This is a genomic window from Pseudomonas sp. DWP2-2 (genome assembly GCF_049897065.1).
Lineage (GTDB): Bacteria > Pseudomonadota > Gammaproteobacteria > Pseudomonadales > Pseudomonadaceae > Aquipseudomonas > Aquipseudomonas paracarnis.
In genome coordinates this window covers 167,478-193,933 of sequence record NZ_JAFCVN010000006.1, presented here as the reverse complement: position 1 = coordinate 193,933, position 26,456 = coordinate 167,478, and the positions used below count along the sequence as shown (strand labels likewise).

Annotated in this window: 21 protein-coding genes; 15 read left to right on the top strand and 6 right to left on the bottom strand. The window is 61.2% G+C overall.

Annotated elements, in window-relative coordinates:
• Window positions 1–10 precede the first annotated feature (10 nt).
• Window positions 11–823, bottom strand: coding sequence for a cytochrome C assembly family protein (locus ACP7CZ_RS15830; protein ID WP_034115853.1), 813 nt, complete (start codon window positions 821–823; stop codon window positions 11–13).
• A gap of 232 nt (window positions 824–1,055) precedes the next feature.
• Here ACP7CZ_RS15830 and ffh point away from each other — a divergent pair, with 232 nt between their 5' ends.
• From ffh to ACP7CZ_RS15800, 6 genes are all read left to right on the top strand, one after another.
• The gene (gene ffh / locus ACP7CZ_RS15825) at window positions 1,056–2,432 is read left to right on the top strand and encodes a signal recognition particle protein (protein WP_294152676.1); all 1,377 of its coding nucleotides are present in this window, start codon (window positions 1,056–1,058) and stop codon (window positions 2,430–2,432) included.
• A gap of 251 nt (window positions 2,433–2,683) precedes the next feature.
• A complete protein-coding gene (rpsP, locus tag ACP7CZ_RS15820; protein WP_003175899.1) occupies window positions 2,684–2,935 on the top strand; it encodes a 30S ribosomal protein S16 in 252 nt (83 codons plus the stop codon).
• 5 nt (window positions 2,936–2,940) lie between these two features.
• A complete protein-coding gene (rimM, locus tag ACP7CZ_RS15815; RefSeq protein ID WP_003175898.1) occupies window positions 2,941–3,477 on the top strand; it encodes a ribosome maturation factor RimM in 537 nt (178 codons plus the stop codon).
• Entirely contained in the window at window positions 3,459–4,232 is a 774-nt protein-coding gene (trmD, locus tag ACP7CZ_RS15810) for a tRNA (guanosine(37)-N1)-methyltransferase TrmD (protein ID WP_153475158.1), read from the top strand. Before rimM ends, trmD begins: the two co-directional genes overlap by 19 nt.
• A gap of 45 nt (window positions 4,233–4,277) precedes the next feature.
• Complete coding sequence (rplS, locus tag ACP7CZ_RS15805; RefSeq protein ID WP_003175895.1) at window positions 4,278–4,628, top strand: 50S ribosomal protein L19; 351 nt, start codon at window positions 4,278–4,280, stop codon at window positions 4,626–4,628.
• An 82-nt stretch (window positions 4,629–4,710) separates the two neighbouring features.
• The gene (locus tag ACP7CZ_RS15800; RefSeq protein ID WP_003193963.1) at window positions 4,711–5,124 is read left to right on the top strand and encodes an acyl-CoA thioesterase; all 414 of its coding nucleotides are present in this window, start codon (window positions 4,711–4,713) and stop codon (window positions 5,122–5,124) included.
• Here the strand turns inward: ACP7CZ_RS15800 and ACP7CZ_RS15795 are convergent, their stop codons facing one another.
• Entirely contained in the window at window positions 5,125–6,933 is a 1,809-nt protein-coding gene (locus ACP7CZ_RS15795; protein WP_014719784.1) for a cation:proton antiporter, read from the bottom strand.
• A gap of 107 nt (window positions 6,934–7,040) precedes the next feature.
• Between ACP7CZ_RS15795 and xerD the strand changes: the two genes are divergently transcribed.
• The 6 genes from xerD to ACP7CZ_RS15765 all read left to right on the top strand — a co-directional run bounded on the left by xerD (window position 7,041) and on the right by ACP7CZ_RS15765 (window position 17,083).
• Window positions 7,041–7,937 (top strand): site-specific tyrosine recombinase XerD, encoded by an 897-nt coding sequence (gene xerD / locus ACP7CZ_RS15790; protein ID WP_020301360.1) that lies wholly within the window; start codon window positions 7,041–7,043, stop codon window positions 7,935–7,937.
• Between the two features lie 148 nt (window positions 7,938–8,085).
• Complete coding sequence (locus tag ACP7CZ_RS15785) at window positions 8,086–8,817, top strand: thioredoxin fold domain-containing protein (protein ID WP_005791088.1); 732 nt, start codon at window positions 8,086–8,088, stop codon at window positions 8,815–8,817.
• Window positions 8,818–8,945: 128 nt separating this feature from the next.
• Window positions 8,946–10,250 carry a homoserine dehydrogenase gene (locus ACP7CZ_RS15780; RefSeq protein WP_003193959.1) on the top strand — a complete coding sequence of 435 codons (1,305 nt, stop codon included), beginning with the start codon at window positions 8,946–8,948 and terminating at the stop codon, window positions 10,248–10,250.
• Between the two features lie 67 nt (window positions 10,251–10,317).
• Window positions 10,318–11,727 carry a threonine synthase gene (gene thrC / locus ACP7CZ_RS15775; RefSeq protein ID WP_072447188.1) on the top strand — a complete coding sequence of 470 codons (1,410 nt, stop codon included), beginning with the start codon at window positions 10,318–10,320 and terminating at the stop codon, window positions 11,725–11,727.
• Between the two features lie 265 nt (window positions 11,728–11,992).
• Window positions 11,993–15,565, top strand: coding sequence for a transporter substrate-binding domain-containing protein (locus tag ACP7CZ_RS15770; RefSeq protein WP_262020389.1), 3,573 nt, complete (start codon window positions 11,993–11,995; stop codon window positions 15,563–15,565).
• A 273-nt stretch (window positions 15,566–15,838) separates the two neighbouring features.
• Entirely contained in the window at window positions 15,839–17,083 is a 1,245-nt protein-coding gene (locus ACP7CZ_RS15765; RefSeq protein WP_054918325.1) for an EAL domain-containing response regulator, read from the top strand.
• Here the strand turns inward: ACP7CZ_RS15765 and ACP7CZ_RS15760 are convergent.
• Complete coding sequence (locus ACP7CZ_RS15760; protein WP_034128635.1) at window positions 17,052–17,714, bottom strand: response regulator transcription factor; 663 nt, start codon at window positions 17,712–17,714, stop codon at window positions 17,052–17,054. The genes ACP7CZ_RS15765 and ACP7CZ_RS15760 overlap by 32 nt on opposite strands.
• Window positions 17,715–17,921: 207 nt before the next feature.
• Here ACP7CZ_RS15760 and ACP7CZ_RS15755 point away from each other — a divergent pair, with 207 nt between their 5' ends.
• Window positions 17,922–18,206, top strand: a complete 285-nt coding sequence (locus ACP7CZ_RS15755) for a DUF3509 domain-containing protein (protein WP_020301357.1) — start codon at window positions 17,922–17,924, stop codon at window positions 18,204–18,206.
• 172 nt (window positions 18,207–18,378) lie between these two features.
• Here ACP7CZ_RS15755 and ACP7CZ_RS15750 read toward each other — a convergent pair whose 3' ends face one another.
• Window positions 18,379–19,578 carry a CaiB/BaiF CoA transferase family protein gene (locus ACP7CZ_RS15750; protein ID WP_072447184.1) on the bottom strand — a complete coding sequence of 400 codons (1,200 nt, stop codon included), beginning with the start codon at window positions 19,576–19,578 and terminating at the stop codon, window positions 18,379–18,381.
• A 137-nt stretch (window positions 19,579–19,715) separates the two neighbouring features.
• Here ACP7CZ_RS15750 and ACP7CZ_RS15745 point away from each other — a divergent pair, with 137 nt between their 5' ends.
• Both ACP7CZ_RS15745 and recJ read left to right on the top strand, forming a co-directional pair.
• Window positions 19,716–20,258, top strand: a complete 543-nt coding sequence (locus ACP7CZ_RS15745; protein WP_003193952.1) for a YaeQ family protein — start codon at window positions 19,716–19,718, stop codon at window positions 20,256–20,258.
• 156 nt (window positions 20,259–20,414) lie between these two features.
• A complete protein-coding gene (gene recJ, locus ACP7CZ_RS15740; protein ID WP_014719777.1) occupies window positions 20,415–22,124 on the top strand; it encodes a single-stranded-DNA-specific exonuclease RecJ in 1,710 nt (569 codons plus the stop codon).
• Between the two features lie 135 nt (window positions 22,125–22,259).
• On the opposite strand, the gene ACP7CZ_RS15735 is transcribed toward recJ, so the two are convergent.
• Both ACP7CZ_RS15735 and mprF read right to left on the bottom strand, forming a co-directional pair.
• On the bottom strand, window positions 22,260–23,540 hold the full coding sequence (locus tag ACP7CZ_RS15735; RefSeq protein WP_034128631.1) for a virulence factor family protein: 1,281 nt from the start codon (window positions 23,538–23,540) through the stop codon (window positions 22,260–22,262).
• Entirely contained in the window at window positions 23,540–26,182 is a 2,643-nt protein-coding gene (gene mprF, locus ACP7CZ_RS15730; protein ID WP_014719775.1) for a bifunctional lysylphosphatidylglycerol flippase/synthetase MprF, read from the bottom strand. Before mprF ends, ACP7CZ_RS15735 begins: the two co-directional genes overlap by 1 nt.
• Window positions 26,183–26,456 lie beyond the last annotated feature (274 nt).

Here is a 26,456-nt window from a genome sequence, read left to right as displayed (position 1 = left end):
TCACTGCCCGTCAGATATGCAGGATGTATTCGCGAACCAGCTTGCTGCCGAAATAGGCCAGCATCAACAGGCAGAAACCGGCCAGGGTCCAGCGGATGGCCTTGTGCCCACGCCAGCCGAGGCGGTTGCGCCCCCACAGCAGCACGCTGAACACGACCCAGGCCAGGCACGCCAGCAAGGTTTTATGGACCAGGTGCTGGGCAAACAGGTTTTCGACGAACAGCCAGCCGGAGATCAGCGACAGCGACAGCAGGGTCCAGCCGGCCCACAGGAACCCGAACAGCAGGCTTTCCATGGTTTGCAGCGGCGGGAAGTTCTTGATCAACCCGGACGGGTGCTTGTGCTTGAGCTGGTGATCCTGCAGCAGCAGGAGCAGGGCCTGGAACACCGCGATGGTGAACATGCCGTAGGCGAGGATCGACAACAGGATGTGGGCAAGGATGCCCGGCTCCTCGTCGATCACCTGTACGGTGCCAGTAGGGGTGAACTGCGCCAGCAGCACCGTCAGCATTCCCAGGGGGAATAGCAGCACCAGCAGGTTCTCCACCGGAATCCGGTAGCAGGCCAGCAGCGTCAGCGCGATGACGGCCGCGGCGATCAGGCTGGCGGCGCTGAAAAAGTCCAGGCCCAGGCCGACCGGGGTCATCAGGTGGGTGAACAGGCTGGCGGCATGGGCCAGCAGGGCCAGCACGCCAAGGCCGACGAGCAGACGTTTGTCCGCTTTGGTGCCTTGGGCCAGACGAGTGCCCTGATAGAGGGTCGCAGCGGCATACAAAATGGCGGCGGCGAGGCTGGGTAGCAAACTGGGTGACAAGGGGAGCATAAATCCTGGTAGGCAAGCCCGAAAGGCGTTGAGTTTGGCACACACCTGCGTTGCACGAAAGACTCCCGGGCCAGACAGCGGGTGTGCATGGGCGCAGTCTTCGCTATAATCCGCGACCTGCCCACGCCGCAGGCTCGGCGAACGCTGTTTTTAATAGCGATTTCCCCCAGCCTGGGCCGCCATTACCTCGGTCTACCTGCATTTCGATGAATAGGGCCTGAAAGGATCGCGCATGTTTGAAAACTTGACTGACCGTCTCTCGCAGACGCTGCGCCACGTTACCGGCAAGGCCAAGCTGACCGAGGACAATATTAAAGACACCCTGCGTGAAGTGCGCATGGCGTTGCTGGAAGCCGACGTGGCTTTGCCGGTGGTGAAGGACTTCGTCAACTCGGTCAAGGAGCGTGCGGTCGGCACCGAAGTGTCCCGCAGCCTGACCCCGGGCCAGGCCTTTGTGAAGATCGTCCAGGCCGAACTCGAAAGCCTGATGGGCGCGGCCAACGAAGACCTGAACCTCAGTGCCGTGCCGCCAGCCGTCGTGCTGATGGCGGGCCTGCAAGGTGCGGGTAAAACCACCACCGCCGGCAAACTGGCGCGCTTCCTCAAAGAGCGCAAGAAGAAATCCGTGATGGTGGTATCGGCCGACGTGTACCGTCCGGCGGCCATCAAGCAGTTGGAAATGCTCGCGGGCGAAGTGGGCGTGACCTTCTTCCCGTCCGACCTGAGCCAGAAGCCGGTCGACATCGCCAACGCGGCTATTAAAGAAGCCAAGCTCAAGTTCATCGACGTGGTTATCGTCGATACCGCCGGTCGCCTGCACATCGACGAAGAGATGATGGGCGAGATCAAGGCGCTGCATGCCGCGATCAACCCGGTCGAGACCCTGTTCGTGGTCGACGCCATGACCGGCCAGGATGCGGCCAACACCGCCAAGGCTTTTGGTGACGCACTGCCGCTGACCGGCGTGATCCTCACCAAGGTCGACGGCGACGCCCGTGGCGGTGCCGCGCTGTCGGTACGTGCCATTACTGGCAAGCCGATCAAGTTCATCGGCATGGGCGAGAAGAGCGAAGCGCTCGAGCCGTTCCACCCTGAGCGTATCGCCTCGCGCATCCTCGGCATGGGTGACGTGCTCAGCCTGATCGAGCAGGCCGAAGCCACGCTCGACAAGGAGAAGGCCGACAAACTGGCCAAGAAGCTGAAGAAGGGCAAGGGCTTCGATCTCGAAGACTTCCGCGACCAGCTGCAACAGATGAAGAACATGGGCGGCCTCGGCGGCCTGATGGACAAGCTGCCCAACATCGGCGGTGTGAACCTGGCGCAAATGGGCAACGCCCAGGGCGCGGCAGAGAAACAGTTCAAGCAGATGGAAGCCATCATCAATTCCATGACCCCGGCCGAGCGCCGCGACCCTGAGCTGATCAGCGGTTCGCGCAAGCGCCGGATCGCCATGGGTTCCGGCACCCAGGTGCAGGACATCGGTCGCTTGATCAAGCAGCACAAGCAGATGCAGAAGATGATGAAGAAATTCTCCGCCAAGGGCGGTATGGCCAAGATGATGCGCGGCATGGGCGGTATGTTGCCCGGCGGCGGCATGCCTAAAATGTAAAGTATTCGAGCGCAAGCCTTGCTTGCGCTCCGCCCCACAAGGATGTGGGATCTCCAGCAAACCCGCCGTTGGCGGGCGCTGACTCGCCGTTTTAACCGACGGCTCTATAGCAGATCTGAATGGTACGCTGATAGGCGCCAGAAAAAGACATTTGCAAAAGTCCGGATATTCCTTAGAATATGCGGCCTTTCGGGCACCTATGCCCGCTGTGCATTTAGATTTGCAGCACCGACTACAGGAACGATGTTCACATGCTAACAATCCGTCTTGCCCTTGGCGGCTCCAAAAAGCGCCCGTTTTACCACTTGACCGTAACCGACAGCCGCAACCCGCGTGACGGTTCGCACAAGGAACAGGTTGGTTTCTTCAACCCTGTTGCTCGTGGTCAAGAAGTTCGTCTGTCCGTGAACCAAGAGCGCGTAGCCTACTGGCTGAGCGTTGGCGCACAGCCATCCGAGCGCGTTGCAAAACTGTTGAAGGACTCGGCTAAGGCCGCAGCCTGAGCAATATGAACGCGACGCCAGCTGTTGCTGATGATTTGATCGTTATCGGCAAGATTTACTCTGTTCATGGCGTTCGCGGCGAAGTGAAGGTGTATTCCTTTACTGATCCGACTGAAAACCTGTTGCAGTACAAGACCTGGACGCTCAAGCGCGAAGGGAGTGTGAAACAGGTCGAGCTGGTCAGTGGACGCGGGAGCGATAAGTTCCTGGTCGCAAAGCTCAAGGGTCTTGATGACCGTGAAGAAGCTCGCCTTCTGGCCGGTTATGAGATCTGCGTGCCGCGCAACCTGTTCCCTGAATTGACCGACGGCGAGTACTACTGGTACCAGCTGGAAGGTCTGAAGGTTATTGATCAACTCGGGCAATTGCTGGGGAAAATCGATCATCTTCTGGAAACCGGCGCCAATGATGTAATGGTGGTCAAGCCTTGCGCTGGCAGCCTGGATGACCGTGAACGCCTGTTGCCCTATACCGAGCAATGCGTGTTGGCCGTCGACCTGGCCGCGGGCGAGATGAAGGTGGAATGGGACGCGGACTTCTAAGCGTGGCTAATTTGCGCATTGAAGTGATCAGTTTGTTTCCCGAGATGTTTTCCGCCATCAGCGAGTACGGCATCACCAGTCGGGCGGTGAAACAGGGGCTGTTGCAGCTCACCTGTTGGAACCCGCGAGACTACACGACGGATCGACATCACACTGTGGACGATCGCCCATTTGGCGGTGGCCCGGGCATGGTGATGAAGATCAAACCCCTGGAAGATGCGTTGGTTCAGGCCAAGGCAGCCGCCGGGGAGAAGGCGAAGGTAATTTACCTGTCCCCTCAAGGCCGTCAGCTGAAACAGGCGGCGGTACGCGAACTGGCGAATGAGGAAAGTTTGATCCTGATTGCCGGTCGCTATGAAGGCATTGACGAGCGTTTTATTGAAGCTCATGTCGATGAAGAGTGGTCGATTGGGGACTATGTCCTGTCTGGCGGCGAGCTGCCGGCGATGGTCCTGATAGATGCGGTTACACGACTGCTGCCCGGAGCTTTAGGGCATGCGGACTCCGCGGAGGAAGATTCCTTCACGGATGGTTTGCTGGATTGCCCGCACTACACCCGTCCGGAGGTGTATGTGGATCAGCGTGTTCCCGACGTATTGCTAAGTGGCAATCACGCACACATCCGGCGTTGGCGTTTACAGCAGTCCCTTGGTCGGACCTATGAACGACGCGCCGATCTTCTGGAAAGCCGCTCGCTTTCTGGAGAAGAGAAGAAGCTGCTCGAGGAATACATCCTCGCGCGGGACGATAGTTAACAACGTATCGATGGTAGGTCCATTGACTTACCTTAGGAGCACAGCATGACTAACAAAATCATCCTTGCACTCGAAGCAGAGCAGATGACCAAAGAGATCCCTACCTTTGCCCCGGGCGACACCATTGTCGTTCAGGTGAAAGTGAAGGAAGGCGACCGTTCGCGTCTGCAAGCGTTCGAAGGCGTGGTAATCGCCAAGCGTAACCGTGGTGTGAACAGTGCTTTCACTGTTCGTAAAATCTCCAACGGTGTTGGCGTAGAGCGTACTTTCCAGACCTACAGCCCGCAAATCGACAGCATGGCCGTCAAGCGTCGCGGTGACGTACGTAAAGCCAAGCTGTACTACCTGCGTGACCTGTCCGGTAAAGCAGCTCGCATCAAGGAAAAACTGGCTTAAGTCCAGCTTCCCGATGCAGAAAAAAGCAGCCTACGGGCTGCTTTTTTGTGCCTGAAATTTGCCTATCTGTTGGTATTGACCCATGACCACCCGCCTCGAAGAAATCCAGCGTCGCACCGACCTGTCCGTTACCCACGTGACCAAGGCCGTGTTCCCGCCCACCACCAACCACCACAACACCCTGTTCGGCGGCACCGCCCTGGCATGGATGGACGAAGTGTCGTTCATCACCGCCACGCGTTTCTGTCGCTTGCCTTTGGTGACGGTCTCCACCGACCGTATCGACTTCAATCACGCGATCCCGGCCGGCTCTATCGTTGAGCTGATCGGTCGGGTGATCAAAGTCGGCAACACCAGCCTCAAGGTCGAGGTGGAGGTGTTCGTTGAGAGCATGAGCGCTGATGGCCGTGAAAAGGCGATCCAGGGCGTGTTCAGTTTCGTCGCGATTGACGCAGATAAACGCCCTGTCCCGGTACTGCCTGGCTTTGTTGACTGATTACTCGGCGGTGCTGGCCTGCGGTTGAATCACTGCCAGCAAGGTCCAGCCCGCTACAGGCTTCAAGTTACTCTCGGGCGAGACCACATGCACCCAGCCGCTGGTGTCCCGGGCAAACAGCAAGGTGGCGCGCTCCCCGTGCAACGCCTGGTACTGCTCCCAGCCAAAGCCGTCGGTGAGGCTAGTGCTGTACAACTCGGCGCCTTGGCCCAGTAGGCTGGCCAATTTGGTGTAGCTCAAGGGTTGGCTGCCCAGCAAGTGGCCACGGTGTTCATGGCTGGCCTTGTGCTTGTCGGTGCGACGGTTTTCCTGGCTGCTGGCCAGGGCGAACAGGCGATGGCCGAAGTCATGGCGAAAACGCATGGTGGCCAAGGCATTCAGTTCGCCAGAAGGCGAGAGCGCAAGCAGATGCCCCAGGCCGACCAGGTCCAGATGGGACTCGGCATGCTGGGAGGCCGGGTTACCGAAGTAGGTGGGCAAGCCTTCCATACGACTGGCGCGGATGTTTTCCCAGCTTGAGTCGGTCAGCAGTACGCGGCTGCCCAACTGCTGCAACGCCTTGCCGAGCGCCCGCGCCGGGCCGTTCGCACCCACGATCAGGAAGCCGCTGGGCGCCGGCTCGGCGACTTTCAGCAGGCGGGCCAAGGGGCGTGCCGTGGCGCTTTGCAGCACCACGGTGCCGATGATCACCGCGAAGGTCAGCGGCACCAGCAACAACGCACCTTCGTGGCCGGCCTCATCCAGGCGGATCGCAAAGATCGCTGACACCGCCGCCGCCACGATTCCCCTTGGGGCGATCCAGGCCAGCAGCGCGCGCTCGCGCCAGTTCAGCCCGGAGCCAAAGGTCGAAAGCGCCACGTTCAGCGGGCGTGCAATGAATTGGATGATCAACAGCAGGATCAACACGAACGGGCCCAGGGCGATCATGGCGTTCAGGTCCAGGCGTGCCGCCAGCAGGATGAACAGCCCGGAAATCAGCAACACACTGAGGTTTTCCTTGAAGTGCAGGATGTGCCGTACATCCACGCCTTTCATGTTCGCCATCCACATACCCATCAGCGTGACCGCCAGCAGGCCGGACTCATGCATCACCTGGTTGGAGGCGATGAAGATGCCCAGCACGCCCGCCAGTGTCGCCAGGTTATGCAGGTATTCCGGTAGCCACTGGCGGCGCATGATCTGCCCCAGTACCCAGCCACCGGCGATGCCGAACAGGCTGCCGCAGAGGATGACGCCGCCGAAGGTCAGCAGGCTGTGGCTCAAACCATCGCCCGACGCACTGGCGATGATGAAGCTATACACCACTACCGCCAGCAGTGCGCCAATCGGGTCGATGACGATGCCTTCCCAGCGCAGGATATTGGCGATGGAGGCTTTGGGGCGCACCACACGCAACATGGGCACGATCACCGTCGGGCCGGTGACCAGTGTCAGGGTGCCGAACAGCAGCGCCAGCATCCAGTCGAAGCCCAGCAGCCAGTGGGTGGCCAGGGTGATCACCGCCCAGGTCGAGAGTGCGCCGACGGTGACCAGCCGGTGGACAACGCTGCCGATTTCCTTCCATTCCGACAGGTGCAGGGTCAGGCTGCCTTCAAACAGGATCAGCGCCACTGCCAATGACACCAATGGCATCAACAGAGGGCCGAACATTTCCTGCGGGTCGAGCCATCCGAGTATCGGCCCTGCCAGAATCCCGCTCAGCAGAAGAAACAGAATCGCTGGCAGTTTCAGGCGCCAGGCCAGCCACTGGCAGCCGAGTGCGGCCACGCCAATGCCGCCAAAAGCCAACAAAATCTGTTGTTCGTTCATTAAAGCTTCCTGTTCCTTGAAATAGCGGGCTATGAAAGACTAATGGCTCTTGTCACAGTTCCTTAAATAATACGCGTATTGCCTTGTGCTAAGTCGCTTGAGTGCCCATGCCTGCCATTGACCATCCCCTGATCGACCGCTTCCTCGACGCCCTCTGGTTGGAAAAAGGCCTGTCGGACAACACACGCCAGGCGTACCGCAGCGACCTGGCGCTGTTCAACGGCTGGCTGCAGGAGAAAAACCTCGAACTGATCAATGCCGGGCGCGAGTTGATCCTCGATCACCTGGCCTGGCGCCTGGAGCAGAACTACAAACCGCGCTCCACTGCGCGATTCCTCTCCGGCGTGCGTGGCTTTTATCGCTACCTGCTGCGGGAAAAACTCATTGCCGTCGACCCGACCCTGCAAATCGACATGCCGCAACTCGGCAGGCCGTTGCCCAAATCCTTGTCGGAAGCCGACGTCGATGCCCTGCTCGCGGCCCCGGACCTGAGCGAGGCCATCGGCCAGCGCGACCGTGCCATGCTGGAGGTGCTGTATGCCTGCGGCCTGCGCGTCACCGAACTGATCAGCCTGACCCTGGAGCAGGTCAACCTGCGCCAGGGCGTGTTGCGCGTGATGGGCAAGGGCAGCAAGGAGCGGCTGGTGCCGATGGGCGAGGAGGCGATTGTGTGGGTCGAGCGCTACATGCGCGATGCGCGCCACGAACTGCTGGGTGGGCGCCCCAGCGACGTGCTGTTTCCCAGCCAGCGCGGCGAGCAGATGACCCGCCAGACCTTCTGGCACCGCATCAAGCACCAGGCCAAAGTGGCCGGGATCGGCAAGGCGTTGTCGCCCCACACCTTGCGCCATGCGTTCGCCACCCACTTGCTCAACCACGGCGCGGATTTGCGCGTGGTGCAAATGCTGCTTGGGCACAGCGACTTATCCACAACCCAGATCTACACCCATGTGGCACGCGCACGTTTGCAGGACATGCACGCCAAGCACCACCCGCGCGGATAAAACCGTCAGAAATGGCCCATTTTAGCTGTGGCGGTCTGCCCTCCCGCCCAACTGTGGTAGGCTTTGCCGGTTCGCAAAGGGGACGGCACCCGTTGTGTTCCAGATCAGTATTCTGCTCCCGTCCCTGCCTCTGCCTTCAGGAGTTCCCATGCGCTTGACCCAGATTATTGCCGCCGCAGCCATTGCGTTGGTTTCCACCTTTGCGGTCGCCGATGATGCGGCCGAGCAAACCATTCGCAAGAGCCTGGCCAACCTGGCGCTCGACACGCCTATCGAAAGCATCAGCGCCAGCCCCATGGCCGGCCTGTATGAAGTCAAGCTCAAGGGCAGCCGTGTGCTGTACGCCAGCGCCGATGGCCAGTACATCGTGCAGGGCTACCTGTTCCAGCTCAAGGACGGCAAGCCGGTCAACCTGACCGAGAAGGCCGAGCGCCTGGGCGTGTCGAAGCTGATCAACGGTATCCCGGTGGCGGAAACCGTGGTGTACCCCGCCATTGGCGAGACCAAGACCCACATCACCGTGTTCACCGACACCACGTGCCCGTACTGCCACAAGCTGCACGCTGAAATCCCGGCACTGAACAAGTTGGGCGTGGAAGTGCGCTACGTCGCCTTCCCGCGCCAGGGCCTGGGTTCGCCGGGTGACGAGCAGTTGCAGGCGGTGTGGTGCTCGGCCGACAAGAAAGCGGCCATGGACAAGATGGTCGACGGCAAGGAAATCAAATCGGCCAAATGCGCCAACCCGGTTTCCAAGCAGTTCGCCCTGGGCCAGTCCATTGGTGTGAACGGTACACCGGCCATCGTTTTGGCCGACGGCCAGGTGATTCCGGGCTACCAGCCGGCGCCGCAAGTTGCCAAACTGGCACTGGGTGCCAAGTAAGCATTTATCGTTGAGCCTTTGACGATCATGGCCCGCCGAACCGTCGGCGAGTCATTAATTGAGAGCCGCAGTTGTGCGGCTGTTTTCACGGCCGACCTAGCGTCGGCCGTTTCATGGGGAGTTCTTCAGTGAAACCGGTCAAAGTAGGCATCTGTGGGTTAGGGACCGTCGGTGGCGGTACCTTCAACGTACTTCAGCGTAACGCTGAAGAAATTTCCCGCCGCGCAGGTCGCGGGATTGAAGTGGCGCAGATTGCCACGCGTTCGCCAAAGCCTCAGTTCGAAACGACCGGTATTGCGATTACCAACGATGTGTTCGCCGTAGCCACCAACCCTGAGATCGATATCGTTATCGAGCTGGTAGGCGGCTACACCGTGGCCCGCGAGCTGGTGCTCAAGGCCATCGAGAACGGCAAGCACGTGGTCACCGCCAACAAGGCGCTGATCGCCGTGCACGGCAACGAGATCTTCGCCAAGGCCCGCGAGAAGGGCGTGATCGTAGCGTTCGAAGCCGCGGTGGCCGGTGGTATCCCGGTGATCAAGGCGATCCGTGAAGGCCTGTCCGCCAACCGCATCAACTGGGTAGCCGGCATCATCAACGGCACCGGTAACTTCATCCTCACCGAAATGCGCGAGAAGGGCCGTACCTTCGAAGACGTGCTGGCCGAAGCCCAAGCCCTGGGTTACGCCGAAGCCGACCCGACGTTCGACGTGGAAGGCATCGACGCCGCCCACAAGCTGACCATCCTGGCCTCCATCGCCTTTGGTATCCCGCTGCAGTTCGACAAGGCCTACACCGAAGGCATCACCAAGCTGACCACCGCCGACGTCAACTACGCCGAAGCCCTGGGCTACCGTATCAAGCACCTGGGCGTGGCGCGCAGCACCCCGGCGGGCATCGAGTTGCGGGTTCACCCGACGCTGATCCCGGCCGACCGCCTGATCGCCAACGTCAATGGTGTGATGAACGCGGTGATGGTCAACGGCGACGCCGCCGGTTCTACCTTGTTCTACGGCGCCGGTGCCGGCATGGAGCCGACCGCGTCGTCGGTGATCGCCGACTTGGTGGACGTGGTTCGCGCCATGACCAGCGACCCGGAAAATCGCGTGCCGCACCTGGCCTTTCAGCCGGACTCGCTGTCGGCCCACCCGATCCTGCCGATCGAAGCCTGCGAAAGTGCCTACTACCTGCGCATCCAGGCCCAGGACCATCCAGGCGTGTTGGCCCAGGTAGCCAGCATCCTGTCGGAGCGCGGTATCAACATCGAGTCGATCATGCAGAAGGAAGTCGAGGAGCAAAACGGCCAGGTGCCGATGATCCTGCTGACCCACCGCGTGCTCGAACAGCACATCAACGATGCCATCCATGCCCTCGAAGCCCTGCAAGGCGTGGTCGGCCCGGTGGTGCGCATTCGCGTCGAGCACTTGAACTAACCGATTTGTTCCAGGGGCCCCGTCCATTCGGCGGCCCCTGTTCGAGAATGTTTTAGAGGAGCCAGTCATGCGTTACATCAGCACCCGCGGCCAGGCACCGGCCCTGAATTTCGAAGACGTTCTGCTGGCAGGCCTTGCCACCGACGGCGGCCTGTATGTGCCGGAAAACCTGCCACGCTTCACCCAGGAAGAAATCGCCTCCTGGGCCGGCCTGCCGTATCACGAGCTGGCTTTCCGAGTGATGCGCCCGTTCGTGACCGGCAGCATTCCGGATGCGGACTTCAAGAAGATTCTGGAAGAAACCTATGGCGTGTTTTCCCACAACGCCATCGCGCCCCTGCGCCAACTGAACGGCAATGAGTGGGTACTGGAGCTGTTCCACGGCCCGACCCTGGCGTTCAAGGACTTCGCCCTGCAACTGCTCGGTCGCCTGCTCGACTACGTGCTGGAAAAACGTGGCGAGCGCGTGGTGATCATCGGTGCTACCTCCGGCGATACCGGCTCGGCGGCCATCGAAGGGTGCAAGCACTGCGAAAACGTCGACATCTTCATCCTGCACCCGCACAAGCGCGTGTCGGAAGTGCAACGTCGGCAGATGACCACCATCTTCGGTGAGAACATCCACAACATCGCCATCGAAGGCAACTTCGATGACTGCCAGGAAATGGTCAAGAACAGCTTCGCTGACCAGAGCTTCCTCAAGGGCACACGCCTGGTGGCGGTGAACTCGATCAACTGGGCGCGGATCATGGCCCAGATCGTCTACTACTTCCACGCTTCGCTGCAGTTGGGCGGCCCGGCGCGTTCGGTGTCGTTCTCGGTGCCGACCGGCAACTTCGGCGACATTTTTGCCGGTTACCTGGCGCGCAACATGGGCCTGCCGATCAACCAGTTGATCGTCGCCACCAACCGCAACGACATCCTGCATCGCTTCATGAGCGGCAACCAGTATGTGAAGGAAACCCTGCACGCCACGCTGTCGCCGTCCATGGACATCATGGTGTCGTCGAACTTCGAGCGCCTGCTGTTCGACATGCACGGTCGTAACGGCGCAGCCCTGGCCGAGTTGATGAACAGCTTCAAGCAAGGTGGCGGTTTCAGCGTCGAGCAAGAGCGCTGGACCGAAACCCGCAAGCTGTTCGATTCCCTGGCCGTGGACGATGCGCAGACCTGCGAAACCATCGCGCAGGTCTATGCCGAGACCGGCGAAGTGCTCGACCCGCACACGGCTATCGGCGTGAAAGCCGCCCGCGAATGCCGCCGCAGCCTGGATATTCCAATGGTGATCCTCGGTACCGCACACCCGGTCAAGTTCCCGGAAGCGGTCGAGAAAGCCGGCATTGGCAAGGCGCTGGATCTGCCGGAACATTTGACCGACCTGTTCGAGCGCGAAGAGCGCTGCACCGTGTTGGCCAATGACCTGAAGGCGGTGCAGGCGTTCGTCAGCCAGCATGGCAATCGGGGCAAGCCGCTCTAATCAAGAATGGGGTAGCGGGTTTGTGTGGGAGCTGGCTTGCCTGCGATGCAGGCGCCTCGGTACGACTGAATACCGAGGCGTCTGCATCGCGGGCAAGCCCGGCTCCCACATTCAGCTAACTCACCCGCTGACCATGAGGCGGATATCAGGCTGCTACAGGTATGCATTCAGCTTTTTTGCAGTCGGCCAAGCCCGTCCTCGTGACGGGCTTTTTCATTCTGGCGAGCCATACTTGCCCAGTCGCCCAATCAAGGAAACCCAACCGGTGCAGGTTTTGATCCAATGGACGTTGAAGCTGGTGTGCCTGTTGTGGCTCATCCAGGTGCCCATGAGCCTGGCCGCCGTCAGCCTGCCGTTCAAACTGGTGCCGGCGTTTATCCCGCTTGAACCTATGCCGCTGGCGCCGACGGAGCAGCAGTGGTTGGCGGCGCATCGGACACTCAAAGTGGGCATCTCGATAGATGACTACCAGCCGATCGATATCACCCGTGACCGCAATCGCTACCAGGGCATCAGCGCCGATTATTTGAGCCTGGTTGGCGCACGGCTGGGTGTGCCCATGCAAGTGCTGGGCTTTTCCGAGCGCGCCCAGGCGGTCGAAGCGCTGCGCAACGGCACCATCGACATACTCACCAGTGCCAATGGTTACGAGCGTGACGTACCCGGCCTGCAATTCACCCCGGACTACATGCCCGACCGCTCGGTGGTGGTGCTGCGTCGCGACGATACCCAAGGCGACGATCTGGCCGGCAAGAAGCTGGTGTTGCTCGACGGCTACGCCAACGTGCAGAAGGTGCACGCGGCGTATCCCGACAGCCACATCATGCTCGCCCCTAACCTCTACAGCGGCCTCGAAGCCTTGAAGCAAGGTGACGTCGATGCGTTTATCGGCAACGAAGTGATTGTGCGCGCCTATAAATCGCTGCGGCCTTACCTGGGGTTGCAGATCAAGGAGCAGAGCCGGCTGGCGCCCATCGGTTTTGCCTTCGCCACCCGCCAGGCAGATCCGTTGTTGGGGGCCATGATGAATCGCGCGCTGGCAAGCCTCGACGAGTCGGTGCAGCGTGAAATCCTCGCGCGCTGGACCACCGGGCTCGGCGTCGGTATCAGTGGTGAGCGCATTGCGTTGTCGGCGTCGCAACAGGCCTGGGTGCGCGAGCATCCCCATGTCGTGGTGGTGGCCCAGCAGATGTCTCCGTACATATTCAAGGATAAGGATGGCCACTGGGTTGGCTTGAATGTGGATTTGTTGCATCGCATCACGCGCATGACCGGTTTGCAATTTATCTTTGAAGAGGTGCACTCCACCGCGCAAACCCTGGAATGGCTGGAAACAGGCAGGGCGCAGATGAACACGACCCTGGCCGTTAACCGCGAGCGCAGCACAGTGCTCAACTTCAGCCATGGGTATGGTGGGTCCGGCTGGGTGTTTGTCGAGCGTGCCGATGCCGCGCCGCTCACCGGCTTGAAGCAGTTGGACGGCAAGGTGCTGGCGCTGCCGGCACGTCATGTATTGGAAAATGATATTCGCCATGCGCATCCGAACATCACGTTGCGCCTGGTGGACAATTACAACCAGGCCCGTGAGCTGGTACGACGGGGCGAGGCGGCCGCTACCATTCAAACTGAAGTGGAAGTGCAGAGTTACCCGGAAGATGGCCTGCGTATCGGCCGCAGTGTCGATGGCAAGTGGTCGTCCAACTGCCTGTCGGTGCGCAAGGACCAGCCTGAGCTGCTGAGCATTCTGAACAAGGCCCTGGAGGCGCTGCCGGTGGCTGAGTTGAGTGCCTTGCGCTTGCGTTGGATCGGTGCCGTGGCGATTCCGCTGCCGGCCTGGCAACGGGTACCGCCATGGGCCTATTGGACGGTGGCCACGGCGCTGCTGTTTGTGTTGGTGTCGCTGGTGTGGAACAGCCGGCTCAAGCGCCAGATTCACCAACGGCTGGAGGCCGAGCAACGGCTCAATGACCAGTTGGCGTTCAAGCGCGCACTGCTCGACGGCATGCCCAACCCGCTGTTCGTCCGCGACCTGGACGGGCGCCTGGTGACCTGCAATAAAAGTTATGAACAGCAATTGGCGACCCGGCTGGAGCTGATCCAGGGCCTGACGCTGATGGAGAGCAAGGTCGTGCCCGACGCCACAGCGGCGCGGCTGCACGAAGGCCACATGGAGCAATTGGCCACGCAGCAGCCGTTGTTTGTCGACCGGCAATTGGAGCTCAACGGCGGCAGTTATCACGTCTACCAGTGGACCGTGCCTTTTTTTGATGCCCAGGGCCGTCTGCAGGGATTGTTGGGCGGTTGGATCGATATCAACGAACGCAAAGACCTGGAGCGCCAGTTGATGGACGCTCGCCAGGCCGCCGACGAAGCGAACTACGCCAAAAGTGCATTTCTCTCGGCCTTGAGCCACGAGATTCGCACCCCCATGACTGCCATCATTGGCTTGCTCGAACTGGAGCAAGAGCGTTGTCTGGCAAGCGGCCAGCCGGTTTCCGAGGCGCTGCAGGTGGCCCATCGTTCGGCGCGCGAGCTGATTGCGCTGATGGGCGACAGCCTGGACTTGGCCAAGATCGAAGCCGGCCACCTGCAACTGGCGCCACAGACCACTGAGTTGAAGCGCTTTTTCGAGGGTATCCAGAGCCTGTTCGAAGCCACGGCGCAAAAGAAAGGCCTGCATCTGACCCTGGCGTTTGATCCGGCTGCTCAGGGTTATTACTGGTTCGACCCGCTGCGGTTACGCCAGGTGATGCACAACCTGTTGGGCAATGCGCTCAAGTTTACCGAGCGGGGCGGGGTTCACCTCAGCGTGACCTGCCAACGGGATGAGACCGATAGCGAATACCTGCACCTGTGCGTCAAGGACAGCGGCCCAGGCATCAGCGCCGAGCAACAGCCGCGGGTGTTCAAGCCGTTTACCCAAGTGAGCGCCCTGACCGCTGCGCAACACGGCGGCACCGGTCTGGGCCTGAGTATCTGCAAGCAACTGGTGGAATTGATGGGCGGCAGCATTCACCTCGACAGCGTGGTGGGCGAGGGGACGGTGGTGTGCATTGACCTGCGCCTGGACCGGGTCAGCACCGATGATGTGCCGGCAACGCCCACCGCGACGTTGTCACCGACGGGGCGTAGCCTGTCGGTACTGGTGGTGGATGATTTGGCGGCCAACCGCCTGGTGCTGGCGCAGCAGTTGCAGTTCCTCGGTCATCAAGTGGTCGCTCTGGAGTCGGCCGAGGCCGCGTTGCAATGCTGGCGTGAGCAGCGTTTTGACGTGTTGGTCACCGATTGCCAGATGCCCGGCATGTCCGGTTATGCCTTGAGTGCGGCGATACGGCGCCTCGAAGCCGAGGAGCAACGGCCTCGTAGCGCGCTGGTGGGTTGCACCGCGAACGCCATGAAAGATGAACAACGCCGCTGCGAGGACGCCGGTATGGATGAGCTGCTGGTCAAGCCGGTGACCCTGGAACACTGGACCCAAGTGCTGGCCCGCGTGGCGCCCCAGCGTTCGTTCGATATCCAGGCCCTGCGCACCATGACCCAGGCCGATGGCCCGGTGCTGCAAAGCATGTTGCAGGAACTGGCCAAGAGCCTGGACCACGAACACGAGGTATTGGCGGGAGCCCTGGCCGAGCGCGACGTGGCACGCTTGAATGCATCGCTGCACCGGCTCAAGGGCATTTGCTCGCTGGTGGACGCACTGCCACTGGCCAAGGCCTGTGTCGCCCTTGAGCAATGCGCCCGAGAGCAGCGCGGCGCCGAGCTTGAAGAACCCTGGTTGCGCTTGTCCGAGGTGCTCAAGGCGTTTCGTCGCGACCTGCAACCCTATCTGGATGCCTGACACCTTAATGCCGATCAGCTAAGCGAACGCAATGCTCAAGGCAACGACGATCAAATGTGGGAGCTGGCTTGCCTGCGATAGCGGTAGTGCAGTAACAGATGTAGCGACTGACACACCGCCTTCGCAGGCAAGCCAGCTCCCACAGGAGATCTGCGCTTGACCGACAAGACTTGCCCCTCCCACATTTAAGCAAGCTTTTAGGACACGTCCTATGGGGTACACCACAGCATGTGGCTACTGTGCAGGACTTTCCCTGTACCGACATCCTTACCCATGCGATCCCTGAACGTCCTGATCCTCGAAGACAACCCGTTTCAACTGATGGCTCTGCACCAGATGCTCAATGCCAACGGCGTGTTCAATGTACGGGCCGCGGAAACGGTCGAAACCGCCCGCCAGTCTCTGGACAGCAAAGGCCCGGTGGATATCGCCATCTGCGATTTGTACCTGGAGCAGGGCGATGGCCTGGAATTGATCCGCGAGTTGGCGGAACGCCGCCTGGCCCAAGTATTGATCCTGCTCAGCAACGCCGAGCCCGACGTGCTGGAAGGTGTGGCGAACATGGCCTGCCAATTGGGGCTCAAGGTCTTGGCGTGTTTGCCCAAGCCGGCTTCGGCCAAGTTGATCGGGCAACTCCTGAGCGATTGCCAGGTTCATTTTCGCCCGGGGCCACCGGTGCTGTCCTGGGAGCGCGTGCGCCAACTGTTGGGCTTGAGCGAGCGGGAACAACTGCCGCCCTCGGCGGATGTCAGCCAGGCGACTATCGCTGCCTGTGGCCGGGTCTGGTACCAGCCCATCGTCAGTCAGGCCGGTGTGTTGCAAGGGGTGGAGGCGCTGGCGCGTTGGCAGTTGCCGGACGGTGAGCTGTTGCTGCCTGACGAGTTCCTGCCGGTACTGGAGTTTGCCGGCATGGAAGAGGCGTTTACCTGGCACGTGCTGGAGCAGGCGCTTGGCCTGGCGAACCAGGTGATGGGCGAAAGCGGCCAGGTGCTGCCAGTGGCCGTGAACATCCCCGGGCGCATGCTGGAGCGCGAGCACTTTCCCCAGGTGCTGCAAGGTCTGCTGCAGTTGCACGGTGTACCCGCCCATAGCCTGACGCTGGAGCTGGTGGAAACCTCGACCTTGAAAACCGACAGCGCCCATGTCACCGGCTTGCTGCGCTTGCGCATGTTGGGTTGCCAGTTGTCCATCGGCGACTTCGGCATGGGCGGCACCAGCCTGCAGCATTTGCTGGAACTGCCTTTTACCGAGCTGAAAATTCCCCCGGCGTTTGCCTGTGGGATGGCCAATGATGACCGCAAGGCCGCTGTGGTAGCGGGCGCCATGAGCATGGCGGCGCGCCTGGACGTTGCCGTGGTGGTCACCGGCGTGGAAACCGCCGCCGACTATCACGCTGTGGGCGAACTGGGCGCGGCGTGGCTGCAAGGCTGCTTTATCGCCCGGCCGATGGACGCCGCGGCGCTCAAGCAATGGATCGCGTTCCAGGCTAGGCCAGCCCGTGTTCCTGCACGTAAATAAACAGGGCGGCATCGTTGGCCAGCCCCAGCTTGCGCATGGCGCTGACTTTTTGCGCGCTGACGGTCTGCTTGCTGCGATGCAGGTGCGCGGCGATCTCGCCCACCGTCATGCCACTGGCCAACAGGCGAATCACCTCCAGTTCCCGGGGTGACAGGTGCTCCTGGGAGTGCAGGCGATCAGCGCCGACTTCCCCGGCCAGGCTCAGCGCCTGGCGGATGGTCTGGGCCACATAGGTGCGTTGCTGGCGCACCTGGCGGATCGCCTGGGGCAGCTCATCGGCCAGGCTGGCCTTGCTCAGCAGGCCCATCACACCCAATGCCAGGATGGAATGAAACAACCCGGCATTGTTGAGCATGGTCACCACCACAATGGGCAGGTGCGGATAGTGCCGGCGCAGTTGCTCGATCAAGCGCAGCCCGTCGGCTTGGGGCTCGACGGGCATCATGAAGTCGGTCACCACCACATCGCAGGCACAGTGTTGCAACAACGCACTGAGGGCCTGGGGGGAATTGGCCTCGCCGACGATGCTGATATGCGGGTCACGTTCGAGCACGGCGCGCAGGCCAATCAGGAAAATCGGGTGATCGTCGGCAATCACGATACGCAAGGGCGGTTCAGACGCAGCTCTCAAGGCAGGCTCCCGGGACAATCCAGGGATTCTAGCCTGTGCGCCGTTGTTTTTTCTCTGTCATCTTTTCCGTGCATGCTCGTTTTCCTCAAGCAGTGGATTACACAAAAGGTAGAACTTTCTGCTTTGAGCACGGGTCACTTGAATGTCAGCCTCTTCGTGACATTTTTGTTTTTCGAACCTTTTTCGAATGATTGAGTGGTGATCGAGATGGAAAGTATCAACCTATTGCTCAGCCAAGCACTGAGCCCTTATCAGGTTACGCTGACCTCTGCCGGTATGCGCGACGACTGCCTGGTAACCGTGAAGAACCCCGGTGGCGCCATCGTGGTTGAACGTGAAGTCGATCGTGCGCAATTGAGCGACAAGCGCGCGCTGGTGGATGTGGTGGATTGCCTGCTCCGCGACCTGAAAATCGCCGAAGGGCGCCTGGAACCTTCAGTCATCGCTGCCTTGCGCAACGCCTCCCAAACCCGTGGCGGCGCACTGGCATGAAACATTATTTTTCTTCGGAACCTTCCTACAAGGTGGTTAGTCAGAGTTTGTAACAGCAAGAGCAGGCATTGTGCTCCGGTGCTTGTCGCTTGCTGTGCGGGTCTTTTTGTAGACCACGTTTAACCCCGAGTTGTCTCCCCACTGCTCGGGGTTTCTTTTTGCCTGGGATTTGTCAGATCGCGCCATCCTCGCGCAGGCGAGTGATAGCCGCTGCGTCGTAGCCCAGGGCATTGAGCACCTGGCTGTTGTGTTCACCCAGTTGCGGGCCGACCCATTCGCAACTGCCCGGTGTGTCCGAGAGCTTGGGCACGATGCCGGGCATCTTGAAATCCTTGCCGCCCGGCAACTGCGCCTTGAGGAACATTTCCCGGGCCAGGAATTGCGGGTCGCCCAGCATGTCTTCGGCGCTGTAGATGCGACTGGCGGGTACCTCGGCTTTATTCAGATGTTCAATCACCTGGTCGAGCGACAGCGAATTGACCCAGCGATCAATCACGCCGTACAGCTCGTCGCGGCGAGCGTCACGCCCGTCATTGCTGGCCAGTGCAGGGTCGTTCGCCAGGTCGTCACGGCCGATCACCCGCATGAAGCGCTTGAAGATCGCATCGCCATTGGCGCCGATCTGCACATGCTTGCCGTCTGCGGTGGTGTGGATCGAGGACGGGGTGATGCCAGGCATGATGTTGCCGGTGCGCTCACGGATAAACCCGAACACATCGAACTCGGGGATCATGCTTTCCATCATGGCGAAGATGGCTTCATACAGCGCCACATCCACCACTTGGCCCAGGCCGCCGTTGACTTCGCGGTGACGCAGCGCCATCAGCGCGCCGATCACTGCCCACAACGCGGCAATCGAGTCGCCGATGGAGATACCGGTGCGCACGGGCGGGCGGTCCTCGAAGCCGGTGATATAGCGCAAGCCGCCCATGGACTCGCCCACCGCGCCAAACCCCGGCTGGTCCTTCATCGGCCCCGTCTGGCCGAAGCCCGAGAGGCGCACCATCACCAACTTGGGGTTGAGGGCGTGCAGGGTTTCCCAGCTCAGGCCGAGTTTCTCCAGCACGCCTGGGCGGAAGTTTTCGATCAGGATGTCGGCGTCGGCCAACAGTTGCTTGAGGATCGCCAGCCCCTCAGGGTGCTTGAGGTTGAGGGTCAGCGACTGCTTGTTGCGCGCCTGCACAAACCACCACAGCGAAGTGCCTTCATACAGCTTGCGCCATTTGCGCAGCGGGTCGCCGCCGTCCGGGGATTCGACCTTGATCACCTCGGCGCCGAATTCGGCGCAGATGCGTGAGGCAAACGGGCCGGCGATCAAAGTGCCCAGCTCGATGACTTTCAGGCCGGCAAGTGGTTTGGCAGTGAGCGACATGGGGATCCTTACAAGCGCGGGATGTTGATGTACTGCTTTTTAACATAGGCGAGCCGCGCGGATGCAGCGCAGTATTCGTTCAATGCCCTCGCCATCGGTTAGACTGGCCGCCTTTCCTTGTCTTTAGAAGCCCGTTCATGGCCCAGCCGTCCACGACCTACAAATTCGAACTCAACCTCACCGACCTCGACCGCTCGGTGTACGAGAGCGTCAAACAGACCATCGCCCGCCACCCTTCGGAAACCGAAGAGCGCATGACCGTGCGCCTGCTGGCCTACGCCCTTTGGTACAACGAGCAATTGGCGTTCGGGCGTGGCCTGTCGGATGTGGACGAACCGGCCCTTTGGGAAAAGAGCCTGGATGATCGGGTTTTGCACTGGATCGAAGTCGGCCAGCCGGATGCCGACCGCCTGACCTGGTGCTCGCGCCGCACCGAACGCACCAGCCTGCTGGCCTATGGCAGCCTGCGCGTGTGGGAAGGCAAGGTGGTGCCGGTGGCCAACAACCTGAAAAACGTGCACATCGCTGCCGTGCCCCAGGAAGTCTTGGAGACCCTGGCCAAGGACATGCCGCGGGTGATCAAGTGGGACGTGATGATCAGCGAAGGCACGATCTTTGTGACCGATGACCGTGGCCAGCATGAAGTGCAACTGCAATGGCTGGTCGGCGAGCGCGGTTGAAAAGGTGGGAGCTGGCTTGCCTGCGAGGGCATCCACTCGGTGTGTCTGATGTACCGAGTCGTATGCATCGCAGGCAAGCCAGCTCCCACATTTGATCTTGTTGCGTTCACTATCTGTGTTTAACCGATGTATTAGAAGAGAAGCTCCCGTCACCCCATGCGTATCGATCCCCGCCCATTGCCCGCCGTCCTGCCTTTTCTCGGTGAACTGCCGCCGCTGTTGACCCGCCTTTACGCCGCACGCGGGGTGCAGTCGGAGGCCGAGCTGGACAAGAGCCTGGCGCGGTTGATTCCCTATCAGCAGCTCAAGGGCATCGACGCCGCGGTGGACTTGCTGGTGACGGCCCTGGAGCAGCGTCAGCGCATCCTGATCGTCGGTGACTTCGACGCCGATGGCGCCACGGCGAGTACCGTGGGCACCCTGGGCCTGCGTTTGCTTGGCGCGGCCCATGTCGATTACCTAGTGCCCAACCGCTTCGAATACGGCTACGGCCTGACCCCGGAAATCGTCGCGGTGGCGCTGGAGCGCGAGCCGCAGTTGCTGATCACCGTGGACAACGGTATCTCCAGCGTCGAAGGCGTGGCGGCGGCGAAAGCGGCGGGGTTGCAGGTGCTGGTGACCGACCACCACTTGCCCGGCGATGAACTGCCGGCCGCTGACGCCATCGTCAATCCTAACCAGCCGGGCTGCACATTTCCCAGCAAGGCCCTGGCCGGCGTCGGCGTGATCTTCTATGTATTGATGGCCCTGCGTGCACGGTTGCGCAGCCTGGGTTGGTATGACAACAAGCCCCAGCCGAACATCGGTGAACTGCTTGATCTGGTGGCCCTGGGCAGCGTCGCTGACGTGGTGCCGCTGGACGCCAACAACCGCATCCTCGTGCACCAGGGGCTGGAGCGTATTCGGGCCGGTCGGGCGCGGCCGGGGATCAAGGCGATCCTGGAAGTGGCCAAGCGTGATCATGCGCGTATCACCTCCACCGACCTGGGTTTTATCCTCGGCCCGCGCCTGAATGCCGCCGGGCGCCTGGACGATATGAGCCTGGGCATTGAATGCCTGCTTACCACGGACTTCGCCGCCGCACGGGAAATGGCCGCGCAACTGGACGGCATGAACCAGGACCGTAAATCCATCGAGCAAGGCATGCAACGCGAGGCCCTGGCCCAGCTCAAGGACCTGCCGGTGGAGTCGATGCCGTACGGTCTGTGCCTGTTTGACCCGGAGTGGCACCAAGGGGTGATCGGGATCCTCGCGTCACGTATGAAGGAGCGTTATTTCCGCCCGACCATCGCCTTCGCCGATGCCGGTGATGGCCTGCTCAAGGGCTCTGGACGCTCGGTGCAAGGCTTTCATATCCGCGATGCGCTGGCGGTCGTCGCCAGCCAGCACCCCAACCTGATCACCAAGTACGGCGGCCACGCCATGGCGGCGGGGCTGACTTTGCCCGAGGCCAACTTCCCATTGTTTGCGCAAGCCTTCGATGCCGAAGTGCGCCGGCAACTGCGCGAAGAAGACCTCACCGGTCGCCTGCTTTCAGACGGCACCCTGGCGGTGGAAGAGTTTCACCTGGAACTGGCCCGCGCCCTGCGCCATGCCGGCCCGTGGGGGCAGCACTTTCCCGAGCCATTGTTTCACGGGGTATTCCAGTTGGTGGAGCAGCGGGTGGTGGGTGAGCGGCATTTGAAAGTGGTGCTCAAGAGCGAATGCGGGTCGGTGAAGCTCGATGGCATCGCCTTTGGTGTGGACCGCGAAGTGTGGCCAAACCCGACGGTGCGTTGGGTGGAATTGGCCTACAAGCTGGATGTGAATGAATTTCGTGGCAATGAGACAGTGCAACTGATGATTGCGCACATCGAACCGCGCTAGTTTTCATCAACACCACGTACCACTGTGGGAGCGGGCTTGCCCGCGATGACGGAGTGTCAGTCAACGCTACTGTGACTGAGCCACCGCTATCGCGGGCAAGCCCGCTCCCACATTGGGTCTTGGATTAAGCTGGAATTATTCGGCTTTGGCCTGATGCTTGACGATAATATCCACCAACCGCTTGGCCAGCGCCGGGTAGTTCTCATCGAAGTGATGCCCGCCCGGCAGCTTCATGGCTTCGCCCACGGCGGTCTTGTCGGTGCAGCCACTCTCGTCGACTTCTTCGGCGCCGTAGATGCACACGACTTTCTCAGGCGGCAGCTTGGCCATTTCCGGGCCGGTGGCGGCTTCTTTGCCGGCGTTGCCCAGCCAGCCTTCCACTTCGATTTCAAAGCTGCCGGTGCGGGCGAAGGCCAGCAGGATGATCGCGTCCACCCGTTGCTGTTCGTTCTCTGGCATACGGTTGTAGATCGCCGGCAATACGTCGGCGCCGAACGAGTAACCGGTCAGCACGAAGCGCTTGGTGCCCCACTTTTGCCGGTAGTGTTGCATCAGCTCGGTGAGGTCCTTGGCACTTTGCTCTGGCGTCTTGTGCTGCCAGTAGTAGCGCAGGGTGTCGATGCCCACCACCGGGTAGCCGATCTTGGCCATCTCGCCCGCCACGTCGCGGTCCAGGTCGCGCCAGCCGCCGTCACCGGAGAGGAACAGGGTCACGGTGTCCTTGGCTTGGCCGGCGGGTACTTCCACTACCGGAATCGCCAGGCCGCCGTTGTCCGAACCGACCAGTTGCTTGCGCAGTTCGTTATTCAGCACCTGTGGGTAATGAATGTCGTAGTCGCTGATGCTGGTGGTGGCGCGCGGTGTGTCGCGTACGAAACTGGCGCTTTCATCGTCGGGGTTATCGTTCCACGCCACCAGCCAGCTGCCATGGGCGGCGGTTTTCGGCAGCGGGTCGTTGCAGCCTTCCTGTTTCAGGGCGAAGCCCACGGAGATGGCGTTGGCCTTGTCGTCGTTCTGGGTGGCCAGCCAGCGCCAGGCGAGTGCGGCGCCAGGGCCGATGCCGCTGACCAGGGTTGCCGGGCCTTTCAGCTGGGCCAGGGCGCCTTGCAGGGCTTTTTCCTGCAGTGCGCAGTCATCTTTTGGCAGCACCACCTGAACCAGTTGCGCTGAACCGCCCTGGCTCAGGGCAATCAGTTGGCTGTCGGTCAGGGTTTCGTCGGCCATCACCGCCACGGCCACGCGGGCTTTCGCGTTGCTGGCCGGGGTTACGCGGGTCATTACCGAACCGTCGGCCTGGGGCAAGTGCTCCAGGGTCGGTTGCGGAGCAGGGCGGTTCCAGTACCAGAAGCCACCCGCCGCGATCAGCGCAAGCAGCACCACTAAAGCCAATACATACCGCCAGGAGCGTCGAATCATCAGCGTTTCACCAATCCAGTCAAGCCGCCCGCGATCAGGGCGGCGGTATCGGCCAATGCCACCAGCGGATCCAGTCCTGCGGGCACGGCCATGTAACGGGGTTCCCAGTCGGGCTGGAACTTGTCTTTGAAGCGGCGCAAACCTTGGAAGTTATACAGTTGCTCGCCACGGCGGAACACCATCGAGCCCAGGCGCTGGGTCAGCGGTGCGCCACGGCGCGGTTGCAAGCCCGACAACGGCACCATGCCGAGGCTGAAGCGCGCGTAGTCGTGGCTCTTATAATGTTGAATCAGGCCCACCATCATGAACTCCATGGTCAACTTGGGCGCGTCCGGGTGGGCACGCATCAGGTCGAGGCTGGCCAGATCATGATTGTAGGTTTCGAGCAAATTGGCGAAGGCCACCGGGCGCCCTTCGAAGCGAATGATCGCGATACGAAAGTGCTTGAGGTAGTCATCGCTGAAACGGCCCAGGGAGAAGCCCTTTTCCCGCACATTCTTACCTGTAAGCCAGGCATCGGAGATGACTTTTAATTCATCCATCGGCGCCTTGCCCGGTTCGCAGATTTCCAGGGACAGGCCGTCCCGGGTGCCACGGTTCCAGGTGTAGCGCAAATCCTTCATTTCTTTGCCCTTGGCTTCCAGGTCAAAGCGTTTCAGGTCGACGCGGGCTTCTTCACCCAGTTTGATCGCGGTGAGGCCGATGTCCATGTAATACGGCAGGTTCTCGGCGCGTACCTGGTAAAACACCGGACGGGCGTGGTGGATGTCGCACAGGTCGCGGAACTGCCAGATCATCTCGGCGCGGGGTTGGGTCGGGCCGATCGGGTCGTACAAAGCCACCAGGCTACGCCCGCGACGGGCATACATCAGGAAGGCTTCATCGTTGGGGTGAAACAGCAGCGCCTTGTCGCCGGTGAGCGCGAGGCCGCCGTCAGGTTGGGACGAGGCCATCAGGATCTTGCTGGCGCGCTCCAGTTCTTCCGGGGTCGGCAGGTGGATGACCGGGCGTGCCGTGCGCAGCAGCCAGGTCAGCGACACGATCACCAGCAACACGGCGGCGCCGAGCAGCGAACGCAAACCACGCGGGGCGTTGGCGTCGAGGGTGAACTGCCACCAGAGTTGGTGACTGTAGGGCACGTCCTGATAGGCAAACAGCAGCAGCCAGATCGAGGCGCCGAGCACACAGACACTGGCCACCAGGTACAGCGGCGAAAACGGTAACTCGGTCAGGCGACTGGCGCGGTAGAACGAGCGCCGGAAGATGGCCAGCAGCACTGCAGTCATGGTCATCAGGCTGGCTTCTTCCCAGTCGAAGCCTTTAAGCAGCGAGAGCAGGGCGCCAACCAGCAGCAACACCATAGTCAGCATCCAGGCGGCCGACAACCGCCGGCGCAGGCCCTGGGCGAGCAACAGGCACAACACACCGATCAGGCTGGCACCGAAGTGCGACGCGTCAATCAGACGATGGGGAATCAGGAAGCCGATGTTTTCCAGGCGTGAGTCGATCTCTGGCGTGGCGCCGGAAAACAGCAGGACCACGCCGGACAAAAAAACCAGGACGGCCAATACTGGCGCTGCCAGCCCCGACGCTACCCGCAGGCTTTGCTGGGTCTGGAACAGGCGCTGGGCCTCGTTGACCAGCAGGAATACACAAGCGATCAACAGTGGCAGCACCACGTAGATCATGCGGTACAGCAGCAAGGCAGCAGCCAGGGGCGCGGCACCGAGTTTGTCGGCAAAGGCCGCCAGCAGGATCGCTTCGAATACGCCCACGCCGCCCGGCACATGGCTGAGCACACCGGCGGCCAGGGCCAGCAGGTACACCAACAGGAACGGGCCGAAGGGCGGCGCTTCGGGCAACAGCAGATACAGCACGGTAGCGGCTGCGGCGACGTCCAGTGCGGTGATGATCAGTTGCAGGAAAGTCAGGCGTCGGCCAGGCAGGCGCAGGGTGCGGCGCCCGGCCTTGACCAGCAGGTTGTCGGGGTAGGGCTGTTCCGGCAGGCGGCGGCGATAGATGCCGATGCACAGCAGGGCCGACAACAGCAGCACGGCGCCGGCAATGCCGCCGAGCAGGCTTTGCGATAAATGCAGGTAAGTGGAGGCGGCTGGCAAGTTGCTCAACGTGGCCAGCGCGGCCAGCGGCGGCAGCGCACAGCCCAGGGCCAGGCTGGCGAACACGGTCATGTGCGCCACTTCCGAGGCGCCGATGCCATGGCGTGCATATAAACGGTAACGCACCGAACCGCCCGAGAGCATCGACAAACCAATGGCGTTGCCGATAGCAAAGGCGGTGAAGCCACCCAGGGCCAGGGTCTTGGCGGGCAATTGCACGCCGGCATAACGCGCGCCGGAGAATTCATAGCCGAGCAGGATCACAAAACCGGCGACTGCCGCCGCAAAGGCCCCCAATAGGGCAGGCTTGGGCACTTCCAGGATCGAATCGTGCAGGGCGTAGAGGTCCAGCTCTAGCAGCAGGTGCCGGCAGGCGATCAGGGCGATTGCAAACAGCAGGAGCGTCACGGCCAGGCCGATGGGCTGGCGGTACTTGCTCAACAGGTCCAGCCACCGCAAACGGGTGGGAGTGATCGGTTGTTCTGCTGTGACGGTGTCTTGTGGTTCAGACGAGTTGGCGCGCATCAATCACCTCGTGGATTGTGCGCGACAGGATGGAGGTATCCAGCCAAGTTACCAATCCCTATGGACAAAATAATTACAAATATTAACGCGGATCACCGGGCGCGGCGACTGCGGCCATTGGTCGTAGAGGGGTAGCGCTTGAGCATTGAGCATAGCGTGCAATGAGATGGACTCTGCAAACCGTCTACGGTTTCATGAAAGATGCCATGCCATTGTTTCAGAAGAACTTTTTCGCCAGATACAAAAAAGGCCACTCTTTCGAGTAGCCTTTTTT